Below are 17,246 nucleotides of genomic sequence, written 5' to 3'. Positions count from 1 at the left end.
GTTCTAGAACTGCCGCGACATTGGAGCGGAGGCACGGGAATGGCAAGCGGGGACGTGACAGTGCGCGGCGCGGGCATCTTTGGCCTCAGCCTTGCATGGGTCTGCGCGCGGCGCGGCGCGCGGGTGCAGGTGGTCGACCCCTTTGGCCCGGGCGCGGGATCGAGCGGCGGCACGGTGGGCGCGCTGGCGCCGCATGTGCCGGAAAACTGGAACCCCAAGAAGGCCTTCCAGCTGGAAAGCCTGCTGAGCGCCGAAGGGTTCTGGGCCGAGGTCGAGTCGGCGGGGGGCCTGTCCGCAGGTTATGCCCGCACCGGTCGCCTGCAGCCGGTGGCGGGAGAGGCGGCGCTGGCGCTGGCCCGCGCCCGGGGGCAGGGCGCGCGCGCGCTCTGGGGCGATGCGGCGGTCTGGGAGGTGATCCCGGCAGAGGAGGCGGGCGCGTTTGCCCCCGCAGCCCCCGAGGGCTGGCTGATCCGCGACACGCTGAGCGCGCGGGTCGCCCCCCGCCGCGCGGTGGCGGCGCTGGTGGCGGCGCTGCGGGCGCGCGGGGCCGAGATCGTGACCGAGGCGGAGGATCGCGGCGCGGTGATCTGGGCCAGCGGCTGGCAAGGGCTGCGCGCGCTGTCGCAGGATCTGGGGCAGCCCGTGGGCGACGGGGTGAAGGGCCAGTCGCTGCTGCTGCGCTTTGACGCGCGGAACGCGCCGCAGCTGTTTGTCGACGGGCTGCATATCGTGCCTCATGGCGATGGCACGCTGGCGGTGGGATCGACCTCGGAGCGCGAGTTTGACGATCCGGGCGCGGTGGACGGGCAATGCGACGCGCTGCTGGCGCGGGCGGTGGCGGCGCTGCCGCAGCTGGAGGGCGCGGAAGTGCTGGACCGCTGGGCGGGGGTGCGGCCAAGGGCGCGGAGCCGGGCGCCGCTGCTGGGGCCATGGCCGGGGCGGCCCGGGCAGTATGTCGCCAATGGCGGCTTCAAGATCGGCTTCGGCATGGCGCCGAAAGTGGCGGAGGTCATGGCCGATCTGGTGCTGGAGGGGCGCGACGCCATCCCCGACGGGTTCCGGCTGCAGGATGCGCTGCGGCCCGCCGCAGGCGGGGCAGCGGGCGCTGCCCCCGTCCGCTGACGCGGACTCCCCCGGGATATTTGGGGCCGCTGGAAGCGGGGGCGTCAGTCGAACTTGCGCGAGGGGGCGAGCACCTTGGCCTCGCCCGCGAGCACGGGTCTGCCGTCGACCGAGCAGCGGCAGTCGAGGGTGACGCGGCGCTTGGCAATGTCGATCCCGGTGACGGTGACTTCGGCCAGCACGGTGTCGCCGGGGCGGACGGGGGCAAGGAATTTCAGCGTCTGGCCCAGATAGACCGTGCCATGGCCGGGCAGCTGTTCGCCGATCACCGCCGAGACCAGCCCTGCGGTCAGCATGCCATGGGCGATGCGGCCCTCGAAGATGGTGTCCTGTGCATAGGCGTCGTCCAGATGCACCGGATTGCGGTCGGTGGAGACTTCGGCAAAAAGCGCGATGTCGTGGTCGGTCACCTGTTTGCGCAGGTGGCGCGACATGCCCATCTCGATATCCTCGATGCAGATCGTGCCACGCGGCAGGTTGTCCAGCATCTTGTCCTCCATGATCTGCGGCCCGGTAATAAAGCGCCATCCAGAATGATGGTTTCGCAATTTTATTACTTCGCGACCGCAGAAAGTCAAGGGGATGTCAGCGCAGGAAGCCCATGGCGAAGCTGGGATGCAGGTTTTCCTGATCGAGATAGCGCGCGAGCGCCTCGGGATCGGGGGAGCGGGTGGTGAGGGTTTCCCGCGCCGCCAGCCCGCCGGTGATGAAGAGCGAATCGATGTCTTCGCCGATGGCGCCCAGCACGTCGGTGCGGATGCCGTCGCCGATGGCGAGGATGGCGCTGTCGGGCAGCTCGCGGTCGATCTCGGTCAGGCGGCGGCGGGCGAGGTCATAGACCGGCGGGTGCGGCTTGCCGAAATAGAGGCTTTCGCCGCCCATTTCGGTATAAAGCGCGGCCAGCGCGCCCGCGCACCATTCGCGGGTCTCGCCCCGGTCCACCACGATGTCGGGATTGGCGCAGAGCAGTTTCAGCCCGCGCGTCTTGGCCAGCAGAAATTCGGGGCGCATCACGGCAGGGTCGGCTGCGGGGTCGAAGGGGCCGCAGCAGATGATGCCTTCGGCCTCGTCCAGCGGCACGCGGGTGATCTCCACGGGGTTTTCCACCAGCTTCAGCGGCTCGAAGAAGCTGTTGTCGAACTCGGTGCCCATGAACCAGACCTTCTGGCCCACCGCGCCCTGAAACATCGCGGCGCGGGCGCTGTCGCCGGAGGTGGCGATGTTGTCCCAGCAGTCTTCGGGGATGCCGAAGCCTTCGATCTGCTTCATCACCTCGTGGCGCGAGCGCGGGGCATTGGTCAGCAGGATGACCGCGCCGCCCTGCGCGCGGAAGCCGCGCAGCGCCTCCACCGCGTCGGGAAAGGCGGTGACGCCATTGTGCAGGCAGCCCCAGAGGTCGACGAACAGCGCCTCGTAATCCTGCGAAATGTCGGAGAGTTGTTCGATGATCCGGGTCATGCTGGCCTCGCTGCTGAGCGTTGCGGCCTTGATAGGCGGCGCGCTGCCGCTTGGCCAGCGCGAAACCGGCCTAGCGGTCGGGGGGCTGCCAGTCCGGCGCGGAGGCGCGGCGCTGCAGCCGCAGCGCGAGGCCAAGCGCCACGCCCAGCCCGATGGCCACGGTCAGATCGGCCAGCACGGTCAGCACGCAGGTCAGCGCGAGCAGCAGCCGGTCTGCCATGGGGCCGGTGGTGGCATGGGCGCGCCAGTGCTGCGGCTCGCTCATGTTCCATGCGGTGAGGATCAGCAGACCGGCCAGCGCGGGCATGGCCAGCGCCGAGGCCAGCGGGGCCGCCACCGCCATGGCGCCAAGGATCGCCACCGCATGCACCATGCCTGCCACCGGCGAGCGCGCGCCGGCGCGGATGTTGGTGGCGGTGCGGGCGATGGCGCCGGTGGCGGGCAGGCCCCCCATCAGCGCCGAGGCGAGATTGGCCCAGCCCTGCGCCAGCAGTTCGGCGCCGGAGCGGTGGCGGTCGCCCGTCATCCGGTCGGCGACCATGGCCGAGAGCAGCGATTCCACCCCTGCGAGAAAGGCGATGATCAGCGCCGAGGGCAGCAGCGCGCGCAGCGTCGCGGGGTCGAGCGTGGGCAGGGCGGGCATCGGCAGGCCGCGCGGCAGGGTGCCGAAGCGGTCGCCCAGCGTCGCCACCGGCAGATCGAACAGCGCCACCGCGCCCGACACCAGCGCCACCGCCACGATCAGCCCGGGCCATGCCGGGGCAAGGCGGCGGAAGAGCGTGATCAGCGCCATGGTGGCGAGCCCCGTGGCCAGCGCCCAGGGTTCGACCGCGCCGCGCGCCTGCCAGAGTGCTGCGATTTTTTCCACCGCCTCGGCGGGCAGATCGCCGGTCAGGCCCAGCAGATCCTTGAGCTGGCTCAGCGCGATGATCGCGGCGATGCCGATGGTGAAGCCGTTGATGACCGGCTCGGGGACAAAGCGGATCAGCTTGCCCGCGCGCAGCAGCCCCGCCACCAGCAGGATCAGCCCGGCCATGAAGGTGGCGGTGACCAGCCCGGAAAAGCCGTGCCGGGCGATCACGTCGGCCACCACCACGATGAAGGCGCCGGTGGGCCCGCCCACCTGCACCCGGCTGCCCCCCAGTGCCGAGATCAGGAACCCCGCCACCACGGCGGTGATCAGCCCGGTTTCGGGCCCGGCCCCCGAGGCGATGGCGATGGCAAGGCTTAGCGGCAGGGCCACCATGGCCACGGTGATCCCCGCCCAGAGATCGGCGCGCAGGTCGGCGGCACTGTAGCCGCGCAGGGAGGAGGCAAGGGCAGGTGTCATGACCTTATCGCTACGCCCGCGATCCTGAGTCGCGCAAGGCGCGTGTCGCGGCTGCGACAGCCTAGCGCGGCAGTTCGGGCAGAACCGCGTCGGCGGCGAAGGGATCGTCGGCCAGCAGCCGGTCCGCCGCCGTGCTGAGGCTCAGATGCAGGCCCTCGGGGGCGTAATCCAGCGACAGCGCGCCGCCGAACGCCTCGGGCAGGGTGTAGCGGATGATGCGGCTGCCAAAGCCCTGCGTCGCGGGGATCTGCACCGGCGGGCCGCCGCGTTCGGTCCAGTCCATGCGGAAGCGGGTGCCGGTGACCTGCCAGCCCAGCGTGACCTGCCCGGTCAGGCTGCCAAGCGCGCCGTATTTGATCGAATTGGTCGCCAGTTCATGCAGCGCGAGGCTGAGTGCCGTGACCTGTTCGCGCCCGATGGCGATGTCGGGGCCGGTGATGGTGATGCGGGCGCCGCCATCCTCGAACGGCTCCAGCGCCCGTTCCGCCACAAGCCGCAGCAGGCCGCGGGTCGCCCCCGCCTCCATCAGCAGATCCTGCGCGCGGACCAGCGCCGCGATGCGCTTGTGGATTTCGGACTTGATCTCTTCGGACGGGCGCCCGCTGCGGAAGGTCAGGTTGACCAGCGCCGAGACCAGCGCATAGGCATTGCGCGAGCGGTGAACCAGTTCGCGGTTGCGCAGCTGCGCCAGCGAGTTGGCTTTGACCTTGGCCGTGGTTTCCATCACCGTGTCGAGCATGCCGCGCACCAGCCCCGTCTCGTCGCGCACCGGGCTGTAGCAGAAGGTGAAATAGGCGGATTCCATCGTGCCCGAGCGGGTGGTGTGAATCTCGAAATCCTCGATGAAGGTCGCCTCTCCGGCCAGCGCGCGGGCGGTGATGGGGGCAAGGCTATCGGCGGCTTCCTTCCACACCTCCAGAAAGGGGATGCCAAGGCAGGGATGCTTGCGGCCAAGGATCGGCACGAAAGCGTCGTTGTAGATCATGGTCAGATCGTCGCCCCAGCACAGGCATTTGGGAAAGGCCGATTGCAGCATGGTGCCCGCGCTGATCTTCAGCACGCTGGGCCAGCCGGAAATGGCGCCAAGCGGCGTGGAGGCCCAGTCATGCGCGGTGATCGCGCGTCCCATGGCCCCGCCGCCCCGAAGAAAGGGATAGTCCAGACGAGCCTGACCCGGCACCAGATGCTCCTCCAACGGGCCGGAGAGAGGGGCAAATCTCCGGCGGTGGTTACGGACCCTCGCGCCCGGAGTCAAAGTCTACCACGGCGCAAGCAGAAACCATCCCCGTTGAAGGGGGCTCTCCAAAAAAACTGCAGGTGCAGCGACGGTGCCGCAGGGCAGCAAAAAGGGGGCGCAGGGCGCCCCCTTTGTATCCGGTCCGCGCCAGGATCAGACCTTGAGGCTGGGGATGATCTGCTTCTTGCGGCTCATGACGCCGGGCAGCACCACGGTGTCGCCGGTCACGGTCACGCCAAAGCTCTTTTCCGCCATGGTCTTCACCAGATCGTTGGGGATCAGCAGCGTGGCTTCTTCCTTCAGGATGTCGATGACGAACAGCAGCACCTGATCGGCGCCGTCTTCCTTGGCCACCTCGACCATGGAGGCCATCAGGCTGTCCTTGCGGTCAAGGATCGTCGCGGGAGAGGTGGTTTCCAGCACGGAGACGCGCAGTTCGGTGCCGTCCACGGTGAATTCCTTGGAATCCATCCGCAGCAGTTCGGCATCCGAGAAGCTGGAGACATCGGATTTTGCCGCGAACATCTGCGCGGCAAATTCGGGGATCGACACGTCCAGATCGGCGGCCAGCTTTTCGGCCACGGCGCGGTCATGCGCGGTGGTGGTGGGCGAGCGGAATTCCAGCGTGTCGGACAGGATGCAGGTCAGCGCCGCGCCCCTGATCGCCTTCGGCATCTTGTCGGCATCGGCGCCCATCAGATCCAGCATGACGGTGGCGGTGCAGGCCAGCGGGCGCATGGTGATGTCGATCGGGCCCTTGGTCTCGAGGCCGCCCACCAGCTTGTGGTGGTCGATGATGGCGCGGATGTCGGCGGAGTTGATCGAGGGCGGCAGTTCCGCCGGGTTGTTGGTGTCCACGATGACCACCGGCGCGCCTTCGGCCACGTCCGCGATGATCTCCGGCTTCTCCAGACCCCAGTGACGCAGCATGAACGCGGCTTCGGTATTGGGTTCGCCCAGCAGGGCGGGCTTCGCCGCCTCGCCCTTCACCTCGGTCAGATACCACGCCCAGAGGATGGCGCTGCCGGTGCTGTCGGTGTCGGGGGATTTGTGGCCGAAAACCAGGGTGGTCATGGAAATGCTCCTTGGGTGATGATCGGATTTCGCGGGCGTTATAGGAGTGGCCCGCTGGCTTGTCACGCGGCGAAGTGGCGGCTGCGGCGGGGTGGGCGGGGCGCGCATGGAACCCTGGCCAGCGTCGGCGCGTTTGTGCCGAAAGGAGGTTCTTTATGTCGACCCAATCCGAAGATCCCGCCATCGACGCCGCCATGGACGTGCCGCCCGACCCGCGCGAACCCATGACCGAGGTGCAGACCGTGCGCCTGCGCGAGCTGTCCGAGCAGACCGGCGAGCCCTTTACCGAAGAGCTGACCGAATGGCAGGCCGAACAGCGCATTGCCGAACTGGAAGGCCGGATCGTGCCGGTCTGACCCGCCTTTTACACCGGATCCGTTTCTGCTCCGCCCGTTGGGCGGCGCGTGGATCCCTGCGCCGGCCATTTTGAGTTTACGCCTCGCGGCATTCCTGTTACCCGGATCCAGATGCCCTTGCGGCAGATAGTTCAGTGTTGAACAATTTTCGGGACGAGGCCGCGCATGTCCGATACCGCTCAGGAATCCCTCCGTCAGGCCGCGCTGTTCTATCACGAGAATCCCAAGCCCGGGAAACTCGAGATCCGCGCGACAAAGCCGCTTGCCAATGGTCGCGACCTTAGCCGCGCCTATTCGCCGGGCGTGGCCGAGGCCTGTCTGGAGATCAAGGCCGACCCCGCCAATGCCGCCCGCTACACCGCGCGCGGCAATCTGGTGGCGGTGGTGTCCAATGGCACCGCCGTGCTGGGTCTGGGCAATATCGGCCCGCTGGCCTCGAAGCCGGTAATGGAAGGCAAGGCCGTCCTTTTCAAGAAATTCGCCGATATCGACTGCTTCGACATTGAACTGGCGGAAAACGACCCGGTGAAGCTGGCCGAGATCGTCTGCGCGCTGGAGCCGACCTTTGGCGCTATCAACCTTGAGGACATCAAGGCCCCCGACTGCTTCATCGTGGAAAAGATCTGCCGCGAGCGGATGAACATTCCGGTCTTCCACGACGACCAGCACGGCACCGCCATCGTGGTGGGGGCCGCGGCCACCAACGCGCTGTTCGTGGCCGAAAAGGCGTGGGAAGACATCAAGATCGTCTCCACCGGCGGCGGGGCGGCGGGCATTGCCTGCCTGAACATGCTGGTGAAGCTGGGCGTGAAGCGCGAAAACATCTGGCTCTGCGACATTCATGGGCTGGTCTATGAAGGCCGGGCCGAGGACATGAACCCGCAGAAGGCCGCCTTTGCGCAGAAGACCGACCTGCGCACGCTGGATGACGTGATCGAGGGCGCGGATCTGTTCCTTGGCCTCTCCGGTCCGGGCGTGCTGACCCCCGACCAGGTGACGCGCATGGCCGCGCGGCCCATCATCTTTGCGCTGGCCAACCCGACCCCGGAAATCATGCCGGACGTGGCGCGCGCGGTGTCGCCCGATGCGATCATCGCCACGGGGCGCAGCGACTTCCCCAATCAGGTCAACAACGTGCTGTGCTTCCCGTTCATCTTCCGCGGCGCGCTGGATGTGGGCGCGACCGAGATCAACGACGAGATGCAGATCGCCTGTGTCGAAGGCATCGCGGCGCTGGCCCGTGCCACCACCAGCGCCGAGGCGGCGGCGGCCTATCATGGCGAACAGATGACCTTTGGCGCGGATTACCTGATCCCGAAGCCATTCGATCCCCGGCTTTCTGCCGTCGTCTCCTCTGCCGTGGCCAAGGCGGCGATGGAGACCGGCGTGGCCACCCGCCCGCTGACGGATCTGAAGGCCTACAAGGACAAGCTGAATGCCAGCGTGTTCAAGTCGGCGCTGCTGATGCGCCCGGTCTTCGAAGCGGCGGCCACCGCGTCGCGCCGCATCGTCTTTGCCGAGGGCGAGGACGAGCGCGTGCTGCGCGCCGCGCAGGCCATCCTCGAAGACACCACCGAACACCCCATTCTGATCGGTCGCCCCGAAGTGCTGGAGGCGCGCTGCGAACGGCTGGGGCTGACCATCCGCCCGGGGCGCGATTTCCACATCGTCAACCCGCAGGACGATCCGCGCTACCGCGATTACTGGGAAACCTATCACCGGCTGATGGCGCGCAGCGGCGTCACCCCCGATCTGGCCCGTGCGGTGATGCGCACCAACCTGACCGCCATCGCCGCGGTCATGGTGCATCGCGACGAGGCCGATTCGATGATCTGCGGCACCTTCGGGGAATACCGCTGGCATCTGAACTATGTGACGCAGGTGCTGGGCGATGTCCGCCACCAGCCGCATGGCGCGCTGTCCATGATGATCCTTGAAGACGGGCCGCTCTTCATCGCCGACACGCAGGTCTGGATCGAACCCACGCCGGAACAGATCGCCGAGGCCGCGATTGGTGCCGCGCGCCATGTCCGCCGCTTTGGTCTGGAACCGAAGATCGCGCTGTGCTCGCGGTCACAGTTCGGCAATCAGGCTGACGGGTCCGGCCCGCGCATCCGCCGCGCGCTTGCCATCCTCGACAGCGCGCCGCGCGATTTTGTCTATGAGGGCGAGATGCATGTGGATGCGGCGCTGGATCCCGAACTGCGGGCCCGACTGCTGCCCGACAACCGGATGGACGGCGCCGCCAACGTGCTGGTCTTTGCCGAGGCCGATGCCGCCTCTGGCGTGCGCAACATCCTGAAGGTCAAGGCGGGCGGGCTCGAGGTCGGGCCGATCCTGATGGGCATGGGCAACCGCGCCCATATCGTCACGCCCTCGATCACCTCGCGCGGGCTGCTGAACATGTCCGCCATCGCGGGCACGCCTGTCGCGCATTACGGCTAGGCCGAAACCGGCGCCGGGGCTCTCCCGGCGCCGGTCCCCGCAGCTCCGATCAGCTGCGCATGGTCAGCGTCATGTATTGCGCGCGGTTGGCGAAGTTGGACAGGAACACGGCGGCGCCGTTCCGCCATTCATAATACTGGTAATAAACGTTCAGGTTGCCGGAGCCCGACAGGCTCATCATCATGGGCGATCCCGGCTTGCCAAGCACCTCCCAGCGCCGGAACGGGATTTTTGCGCCATTGTCGGGCCGGATCTTGCCGCCCTTCAGCACTGAAAACTGCGCCTTTTCGCCCTTGTGAGTGGTCACGTTCCACTTGCCCAGCCAGTGCATGTCCTTGCCGCTGACGGGGGAATCCCAGCCCAGTTTCTTCGCCTCCGCAGCGGACCAGGCGAGCGAGGCCATGTCCTGTGGTTTGGCCTTTTTTGTCATCGCGATAAGTTCTTTCAACCGAACCTCGGCTGCAGCAAGCTCTGCCGGAGTCGCCACCACATACAGCAGCGCGGCCGCGGCCGCGCCAAGGAATGCTCTTCTGTTCATGGTCGTTCCTAACAATATCCGGGTTGAATGACGGCGAGTCGGCCCCGCCAGCCCCAGAAAACGGCACGGCGGGCAGGGCGGTCAATCCTGATGCTGCAGCCGCAGCAAAGCTGTGTCACCTCTGGCGCGGTGCTGGTCCTGGCACGGGCAGAATCACCGTCATCTGCCGGTGCGGAAGGCAGCCGCGGCGTGATTTGCAGCTTTTGACTTAGCGAATTTGCAAACGCGCGCCGCGCTGCGGCGTGGCGGCAAACTTTCCGGGGCTTTGCAAAGTTTGCAGTCCGATTCCGCGGTGTTTCTGCAAAACTTCTGCGACCTTCGGTCCTGTCGCACGGTAACAGGCTTGCCCGAAATCGGGGCAGGTGCCTAATCCTCTTTCGCAGTGGACGAGAGGAGGCGACCCATGGGCTACAAGGATGTTTACGCAGGCTGGCAATCCGATCCCGAAGGATTCTGGATGGAGGCCGCCCGCGCCATCGACTGGGACAGGGTGCCGTCGCGGGCGCTGTCGGAGCCCGGGGAGGGGCGGTACGAATGGTTCGCCGATGGCATGGTCAACACCTGCTGGAACGCCGTGGATCGCCATGTGGAGGCCGGGCGCGGCGAACAGGTGGCGATCATCTGGGACAGCCCCGTCACCCATACCAAGCGCGAGATCACCTATGTGGAACTGCGCAACCGCGTCGCCACGCTGGCCGGGGCCCTGCGCGCCAAGGGGGTGGAAAAGGGCGACCGCGTCATCATCTACATGCCGATGATCCCCGAGGCGCTGGAGGCGATGCTGGCCTGCGCGCGGCTTGGCGCCATCCATTCCGTGGTCTTTGGCGGCTTTGCCGCGCATGAGCTGGCGGTGCGCATCGACGACGCGCAGCCCAAATGCATCATCGCCGCCTCCTGCGGGCTGGAGCCGGGGCGGGTGGTGCATTACAAGCCGCTGCTGGACGGCGCCATCGACCGCGCCCGCCACAAGCCCGAGTTCTGCGTGATCTACCAGCGCGAACAGGAGGTGGCGGCACTCGTCGAAGGCCGGGACGTGAACTGGCACGGCTTTCAATATGGCGTGACCCCCGCCGACTGCGTGCCGGTGGAGGGCAACCACCCGGCCTATATCCTTTACACCTCCGGCACCACCGGGGCGCCCAAGGGCGTTGTGCGCCATACCGGCGGGCATCTGGTGGCGCTTCACTGGTCGATGAAGAACATCTATGATGTCGACCCGGGCGACCGGTTCTGGGCGGCGTCGGATGTGGGCTGGGTCGTGGGGCACAGCTATATCTGCTATGCGCCGCTGATCTACGGCGCCACCACCCTCGTGTTCGAGGGCAAGCCGGTGGGCACCCCCGATGCGGGCACGTTCTGGCGGGTGATTTCGGAACACCGGGTCAAATCCTTCTTCACCGCCCCCACCGCCTTCCGCGCGGTGAAACGCGAGGATCCGGCGGGGGAGTTCGTGGCGAAATACGACCTGTCCTGCCTGAAGGCGGTCTATCTGGCGGGCGAACGCGCCGATCCGGACACCATCGTCTGGGCGCAGACCATGCTGGGCAAGCCGGTGATCGACCACTGGTGGCAGACCGAAACCGGCTGGGGCATCGCCGCGAACCCCATGGGGATCGAACCGCTGCCGGTGAAGCTGGGCAGCCCCTCGGTGCCGATGCCGGGCTATGACGTGCGCATCCTCGACGAGGGCGGGCACGAGGTGGCGCCGGGCACGCTGGGCGCCATCGCCATCAGGCTGCCGCTGCCGCCGGGCACGCTGCCGACGCTGTGGAACGCCGAAGAGCGGTTCCGCAAATCCTACCTCACGCATTTCCCCGGCTTTTACGAAACCGGCGACGCGGGGATGAAGGACGAGGACGGCTATCTGTATATCATGGCGCGCACCGATGACGTCATCAACGTCGCGGGCCATCGCCTGTCCACCGGCGGCATGGAGGAGGTGCTGGCAAGCCATCCCGATGTGGCGGAATGCGCGGTGATCGGGGTCAGCGATCCGCTCAAGGGCCAGCTGCCGCTGGGGTTTGTCTGCCTCAACCGGGGCTGCGACCGCCCGCATGCAGAAATCGTGCGCGAATGCGTGGCGCTGGTGCGCGACCGGATCGGCCCGGTCGCGGCGTTCAAGCTTTGCGCCGTGGTGGACCGCCTGCCCAAGACCCGGTCGGGCAAGATCCTGCGCGCCACCATGGCCAAGGTCGCGGATGGCGAGCCGTTCAAGCTGCCCGCCACCATCGACGATCCCGCCATTCTGGACGAGATCCGCGCGGCACTGGAACCTCTGGGCTATGGCAGGCTGCCCGCCTGATCTCAGCTTTCGTAAAATTCCAGCGGCAGGCCGTCGGGATCGGGAAAGAAGGTGAAGCGCTTGCCGGTCAGCGGATCCGTCCGCACCGGCTCCACCGCCACGCCCGCCGCGTCCAGCCGTGCCTTTGCGGCCTCCACATCGGCCACGGCAAAGGCCAGATGCCGCAGGCCCTTGGCCTCGGGGCGGGAGGGACGGTCGGGCGGGGCGGGAAAGCTGAACAGCTCGATCTGCCCGCCGCCCGGCACCGCCAGATCCAGCTTCCAGCTCTGCCGCTCGGCGCGATGCGTCTCCGCGATCACCCGCAGCCCCAGCAGATCCACGTAAAACGCCCGGCTCCGCGCGTAATCGCCGCAGATCAGCGCCACATGATGCAGCCCTTCGATCATTCCAAATCCCTTTCAGACAAACTGTTCGCGGATCAGCCGCTCTTCCAGCCCGTGGCCGGGATCGAACAGCACCCGGTGTTCCACCGACGGTTCGGACCGGATCACCACCCGCACCACGTTGCGCACCGACTGGCTGTCGGCCTCGGCCATGACGGGGCGCTTTTCATGCTCCAGCACCTCGAATGTCACCTCGGCGCGTTTGGGCAGCAGCGCGCCGCGCCAGCGCCGGGGCCGGAACGCCGCCACCGAGGTCAGCGCCAGCACGTCCGACCCGATGGGCAGGATCGGCCCGTGCGCGGAATAGTTGTATGCGGTGGATCCGGCGGGCGTGGCCAGCAGCGCGCCGTCACAGACCAGTTCCGGCATTCGCAGCTTGCCATCCACATGGATCGCCAGCCGGGCCGCCTGCGGGCCGGTGCGCAGCAGCGACACCTCGTTGATGGCCAGCGCCTGATGCACGGCGCCATCCACGGTCTGCGCGCGCATCACCAGCGGATTGATCACCGCCTCCTCCGCCGCTTCCAGCCGTTCCGGCAGGCGGTGTTCGGAATAGGCGTTCATCAGAAACCCCACCGTGCCCCGGTTCATGCCATAGACCGGCACGGCCAGTTCCTCGGTCCGGTGCAGGGTCTGCAGCATGAACCCGTCGCCCCCCAGCGCCACGATCACATCCGCGCCCTGTTCGGCGTGGTCGCCATAGCGGTTGGTCAGCGAGGCAAGGGCGGCCTGCGCGATGGGCGCGCGGGAGGCGCAGAAGGCAATTCGCAGCGACATGAGGTTTCCTGACCCTTTCCGGTCGTTCCGAAACAATCACAAGTTTCCGCCTTCTGCCAGTCACGACGCAGGTTGAGGCTCCCGTGTCGCTTTGACGGCTTTGCGCTGGGTCCGGTTTCCTTTACCTAGGCGCCAAGTGACGAATCCATGACACCGGAGGCCCGCCCATGAACGCCCCGCAACGCGACAGCGGCTTTTTTACCGAAGACCTGTCTTCCAGCGACCCCGAGCTTTTCGCCTCGATCACCGGCGAGCTTGGCCGGCAGCGTGACGAGATCGAACTGATCGCGTCCGAAAACATCGTGTCCCGCGCCGTGATGCAGGCGCAGGGGTCGGTGATGACCAACAAATATGCCGAAGGTTATCCGGGCAAGCGCTACTATGGCGGCTGCGACTGGGTGGACGTGGCGGAAAACCTCGCCATCGACCGGGCCAAGCAGCTTTTCGGCTGCGGCTTCGCCAATGTGCAGCCCAATTCCGGCAGTCAGGCCAATCAGGGCGTGTTCACCGCGCTGCTGCAGCCCGGCGACACCATTCTGGGCATGAGCCTTGATGCGGGTGGCCACCTGACCCATGGCGCAAGGCCCAACCAGTCGGGCAAATGGTTCAACGCCGTGCAATATGGCGTGCGCCAGCAGGACAACCGGCTCGATTACGATCAGGTCGCGGCGCTGGCCGCCGAACACCAGCCCAAGCTGCTGATCGCGGGCGGCTCGGCCATCCCGCGCCAGATCGATTTTGCCAAGATGCGCGAAATCGCCGACAGCGTCGGCGCATGGCTGCTGGTGGACATGGCGCATTTCGCCGGTCTGGTGGCGGCGGGCGAACATCCCTCGCCCTTCCCGCATGCGCATGTGGCCACCACCACCACCCACAAGACCCTGCGCGGCCCGCGCGGCGGCATGATCCTGACCAATGACGAGGATCTGGCGAAGAAATTCAACTCCGCCATCTTCCCCGGCATTCAGGGCGGCCCGCTGATGCATGTCATCGCCGCCAAGGCCGTGGCCTTCGGCGAGGCGCTGGATCCGTCGTTCAAGACCTATGCCAAGCAGGTCATCGCCAATGCGCAGGCGCTCAGCGACCAGCTGATCAAGGGCGGGCTCGACACCGTGACCCATGGCACCGACACCCATGTGGTGCTGGTTGACCTGCGCCCCAAGGGCGTGAAGGGCAATGCCACCGAAAAGGCGCTGGGGCGCGCGCAGATCACCTGCAACAAGAACGGCGTGCCGTTCGACCCCGAAAAGCCCACCGTGACCAGCGGCATCCGGCTCGGCTCCCCCGCCGGGACCACGCGCGGCTTCGCCGAGGCCGAATTCCGCCAGATCGCCGACTGGATCATCGAGGTGGTGGACGGGCTTGCCGCCAATGGCGAGGAAGGCAATGCCGAGGTGGAGGCCAAGGTGCGCGGCGAGGTGACCGAGTTCCTCAAGCGCTTCCCGATCTATCCCTCGCTCTGATCGCGGGACAGCAGCACTGACCAAGGGCCGGCCCCGCGCCGGCCCTTTTGCGTGTCCGGGCGGGTCCGGGGCAGGGCCGCCCCTTGCACTTCTTCTGACCAAAAATATCCCGGGGTCGGGGGCAGAGCCCCCGCTTTCTTACCTCTGAGCCCGCAGGCGCGCACCTCCTGATACATGCACTGCGCATGTTTTTTGCCAAAGCCCCTTGGCGGAGGGCATAAAACGGGCTCTATCTTTGGGCATCCCCCGTGCTGCGCCCCCGCGTGGCCAGAGCAAAGAGCCTTCATGCCCGCCGCCGCCTCTCCGCTGTCCGTCCTGCGCATCGCCGCCTTCCGCAACCGCTGGCTGGCCTCCATGGTCTCCAATCTGGGCACGCTGGTGCAGTCGGTGGGGGCGGGCTGGATGATGACCCAGATCAGCGACAGCGATGCCATGGTGGGACTGGTGCAGGCCGGGGTGACGGTGCCCACCATGCTGTTCGCGGTGTTTGCGGGCACGCTCGCCGACAATTTCGACCGCAGGCGGGTGATGATCGGCGCGCAGCTTTTCATGATGGCGGCGGCAACGCTGCTGACCGTGCTGACGCTGCTGGGGCTGATGACGCCATGGCTGCTGATCCTGCTGACCTTTCTCATCGGCACCGGATCGACCTTCTTCAACCCGTCATGGCAGGCCTCCATCGGCGACATCGTGCCGCGCAGCGACCTGCCCTCGGCGGTGGTGCTCAACTCCATGGCCTTCAACGCCATGCGCTCCATCGGGCCTGCGGCGGGCGGGATCATCGTGGCGGCGGCGGGGGCGGCGGCGGCCTTTGCGCTGAACGCGGTCAGCTACGTGGTGATGATCCTGACGCTCTGGGTCTGGAAGGCGCCGCCCCCCGTGTCGACCCTGCCGCCGGAACCGCTGCGGCTGGCGGTGGGATCGGGGCTGCGCTACGTCGCCATGTCGCCCAACCTGATGAACGTCATGGGCCGCGCCTTCGTCTTCGGGCTGGGATCGGTGGCGGTGCTGTCGCTGCTGCCCATCGTGGCGCATGACCGGCTGGACGGCGATGCCACCACCTATGGCATCCTGCTGGGCGTGTTCGGGCTGGGCGCCATCCTTGGCGCGCTGAACAACGCGCGGCTGCGCGAGCGGTTCGACAATGAACATGTGGTGCGGGTGGCGGCGCTGGCGGCGCTTCTGGGCACGGCGGGGCTGGCGGTGGCGCCGACGATCTGGGCCTGCCTGCCCGCGCTGCTGGTCAGCGGCATGGCTTGGGTGGTGGCGCTGTCGCTGTTCAACGTGACGGTGCAGCTGTCGACGCCGCGCTGGGTGGTGGGGCGCGCCATCGCGCTTTATCAGTCCGCCTCCTTCGGGGGCATGGCGGCGGGCAGCTGGCTCTGGGGGGCGGTGTCGGATCTGCAGGGGCTGACCGTGGCCTTTCTGGCAGCGGCCGTGGTGCTGGCGGCGGCGGCGGCCATCGGTCTGGTCCGGCCCCTGACCGAATATGGCGATCTCGACATGTCGCCGCTTGATCTCTTCCGCGAACCGACGCTGCATCTCGATCTGAAGGCGCGCAGCGGCCCCATCGTCGCCATCACGCGGTTCGAGATCGACCCGGCGGACGTGCCCGAGTTTCTGGCGGTGATGGCGGAACGGCGCCGGGTGCGCATCCGCGACGGCGCGCAGAACTGGGTGCTGATGCGCGATCTGGAAGAGCCGCGCATCTGGGAGGAAACCTATCACGTGCCGACTTGGGTGGAATATATCCGCCACAACACCCGCCGGACCAAGGCCGATCAGGGCACCTATGCCCGGCTGCTGGCGCTGCACCGGGGCGAGGCCCGCCCGCATACCCGGCGGATGATCGAACGCCAGTCGATCCCGCGCCGCCGCAACGGCGTCTATGATTTCGAGAACTGAGACAGCAGAAGGCCCGCCGGACCAGTGTCCGGCGGGCCCTTGGATGTCACGTCAGAACAGGATCAGCCGGGGTTCTTGGCGAAGCGCAGATAGGGCAGCTTGATGTCCAGATCGCCGTATTTCTCCCGCGCCTCGTCATCCTTCAGCGACAGCGCCACGATCACGTCCTGACCGACTTCCCAGTTGGCGGGGGTGGCCAGGGGCTGCTGATAGGTGCGCTGCAGCCCGTCCAGCGCGCGCAGCACCTCGGCGAAGTTGCGGCCCACCGACATGGGATAGGTCATCATCAGCTGCACCTTCTTGTCGGGCGAGACGATGAAGACCGACCGCACCGTGGCGGAATGGGCGGGCGTGCGGCCATCGGGCAGGTAGGCATCGGCGGGCAGCATGTCCAGCGCCTTGGACAGGGTCAGGTCGCCATCCGCGACGATGGGAAAGCCTGCGGGCGCGCCGGCGGTCTTTTCGATGTCGCCCTTCCACGCCTTGTGCTCCTCGACCCCGTCGACCGAGATGCCCAGCACCTTGGTGCCGCGCTTGGCCCATTCCGCCGAAAGCTGCGCCACGGCGCCGAATTCGGTGGTGCAGACGGGGGTGAAATCCTTGGGATGGGAAAACAGGACCGCCCAAGAGTCGCCGATCCAGTTATGCAGGTCAAAGTCGCCCTGATCGGTGACGACATGCAGGTTCGGCAGGGTGTCGTTGATGCGCAGAGCCATGGAGATATCCTTTCCTGGGTCGATGTCGCGGCATGTGGCACCCCTTTCAGATACGGTCTGATCCTGCGAAGTAAAGCCCCGGCTTGCAGCGCACCGGTGCCGGTGACAGAGTGCCGCGCAGGCCGGGCCCTCGCCTGCGC

General features: G+C 67.2%; 15 protein-coding genes. 6 read left to right on the top strand and 9 right to left on the bottom strand.

What is annotated here, in order from left to right; genetic code table 11:
- Positions 1-39: 39 nt before the first annotated feature.
- The gene (locus tag BLR51_RS02395; RefSeq protein WP_089843255.1) at positions 40-1,122 is read left to right on the top strand and encodes an NAD(P)/FAD-dependent oxidoreductase; all 1,083 of its coding nucleotides are present in this window, start codon (positions 40-42) and stop codon (positions 1,120-1,122) included.
- A 44-nt stretch (positions 1,123-1,166) separates the two neighbouring features.
- Here the strand turns inward: BLR51_RS02395 and BLR51_RS02390 are convergent, their stop codons facing one another.
- From BLR51_RS02390 to BLR51_RS02370, 5 genes are all read right to left on the bottom strand, one after another.
- A complete protein-coding gene (locus tag BLR51_RS02390; protein ID WP_089844057.1) occupies positions 1,167-1,610 on the bottom strand; it encodes a MaoC family dehydratase in 444 nt (147 codons plus the stop codon).
- A 97-nt stretch (positions 1,611-1,707) separates the two neighbouring features.
- Complete coding sequence (locus BLR51_RS02385; RefSeq protein WP_089843251.1) at positions 1,708-2,580, bottom strand: TIGR01459 family HAD-type hydrolase; 873 nt, start codon at positions 2,578-2,580, stop codon at positions 1,708-1,710.
- Positions 2,581-2,650: 70 nt separating this feature from the next.
- Positions 2,651-3,910: a SulP family inorganic anion transporter gene (locus BLR51_RS02380; protein ID WP_089843247.1), complete on the bottom strand. Its 1,260-nt coding sequence runs from the start codon at positions 3,908-3,910 to the stop codon at positions 2,651-2,653.
- A 61-nt stretch (positions 3,911-3,971) separates the two neighbouring features.
- Positions 3,972-5,090, bottom strand: a complete 1,119-nt coding sequence (locus BLR51_RS02375) for an HWE histidine kinase domain-containing protein (protein ID WP_242656623.1) — start codon at positions 5,088-5,090, stop codon at positions 3,972-3,974.
- 210 nt (positions 5,091-5,300) lie between these two features.
- Complete coding sequence (locus BLR51_RS02370) at positions 5,301-6,221, bottom strand: manganese-dependent inorganic pyrophosphatase (RefSeq protein ID WP_089843244.1); 921 nt, start codon at positions 6,219-6,221, stop codon at positions 5,301-5,303.
- A 155-nt stretch (positions 6,222-6,376) separates the two neighbouring features.
- Here BLR51_RS02370 and BLR51_RS02365 point away from each other — a divergent pair, with 155 nt between their 5' ends.
- Entirely contained in the window at positions 6,377-6,577 is a 201-nt protein-coding gene (locus BLR51_RS02365) for a DUF3072 domain-containing protein (protein WP_089843242.1), read from the top strand.
- 165 nt (positions 6,578-6,742) lie between these two features.
- Entirely contained in the window at positions 6,743-9,022 is a 2,280-nt protein-coding gene (locus BLR51_RS02360) for an NADP-dependent malic enzyme (protein ID WP_089843239.1), read from the top strand.
- 49 nt (positions 9,023-9,071) lie between these two features.
- On the opposite strand, the gene BLR51_RS02355 is transcribed toward BLR51_RS02360, so the two are convergent.
- Positions 9,072-9,560, bottom strand: coding sequence for a hypothetical protein (locus BLR51_RS02355; RefSeq protein ID WP_131821776.1), 489 nt, complete (start codon positions 9,558-9,560; stop codon positions 9,072-9,074).
- 403 nt (positions 9,561-9,963) lie between these two features.
- Here BLR51_RS02355 and prpE point away from each other — a divergent pair, with 403 nt between their 5' ends.
- On the top strand, positions 9,964-11,862 hold the full coding sequence (prpE, locus tag BLR51_RS02350; protein WP_089843232.1) for a propionate-CoA ligase PrpE: 1,899 nt from the start codon (positions 9,964-9,966) through the stop codon (positions 11,860-11,862).
- Between the two features lie 2 nt (positions 11,863-11,864).
- On the opposite strand, the gene gloA2 is transcribed toward prpE, so the two are convergent.
- A complete protein-coding gene (gene gloA2 / locus BLR51_RS02345; protein ID WP_089843228.1) occupies positions 11,865-12,248 on the bottom strand; it encodes an SMU1112c/YaeR family gloxylase I-like metalloprotein in 384 nt (127 codons plus the stop codon).
- Positions 12,249-12,260: 12 nt separating this feature from the next.
- Complete coding sequence (locus BLR51_RS02340) at positions 12,261-13,022, bottom strand: NAD kinase (protein ID WP_089843225.1); 762 nt, start codon at positions 13,020-13,022, stop codon at positions 12,261-12,263.
- A gap of 167 nt (positions 13,023-13,189) precedes the next feature.
- Here BLR51_RS02340 and glyA point away from each other — a divergent pair, with 167 nt between their 5' ends.
- Together glyA and BLR51_RS02330 are read left to right on the top strand one after the other, a co-directional pair.
- Complete coding sequence (glyA, locus tag BLR51_RS02335; RefSeq protein ID WP_089843222.1) at positions 13,190-14,485, top strand: serine hydroxymethyltransferase; 1,296 nt, start codon at positions 13,190-13,192, stop codon at positions 14,483-14,485.
- Positions 14,486-14,770: 285 nt separating this feature from the next.
- The gene (locus tag BLR51_RS02330) at positions 14,771-16,390 is read left to right on the top strand and encodes an MFS transporter (RefSeq protein WP_089843219.1); all 1,620 of its coding nucleotides are present in this window, start codon (positions 14,771-14,773) and stop codon (positions 16,388-16,390) included.
- A 62-nt stretch (positions 16,391-16,452) separates the two neighbouring features.
- Here BLR51_RS02330 and BLR51_RS02325 read toward each other — a convergent pair whose 3' ends face one another.
- Entirely contained in the window at positions 16,453-17,106 is a 654-nt protein-coding gene (locus BLR51_RS02325; protein ID WP_089843216.1) for a peroxiredoxin, read from the bottom strand.
- Positions 17,107-17,246: the final 140 nt, after the last annotated feature.

The sequence above is a fragment of the Salipiger marinus genome (genome assembly GCF_900100085.1).
GTDB classification, from domain to species: Bacteria; Pseudomonadota; Alphaproteobacteria; order Rhodobacterales; family Rhodobacteraceae; genus Salipiger; species Salipiger marinus.
Note: the sequence above shows the minus strand (reverse complement) of the source record. Positions and strands in the feature narration are given on the sequence as shown.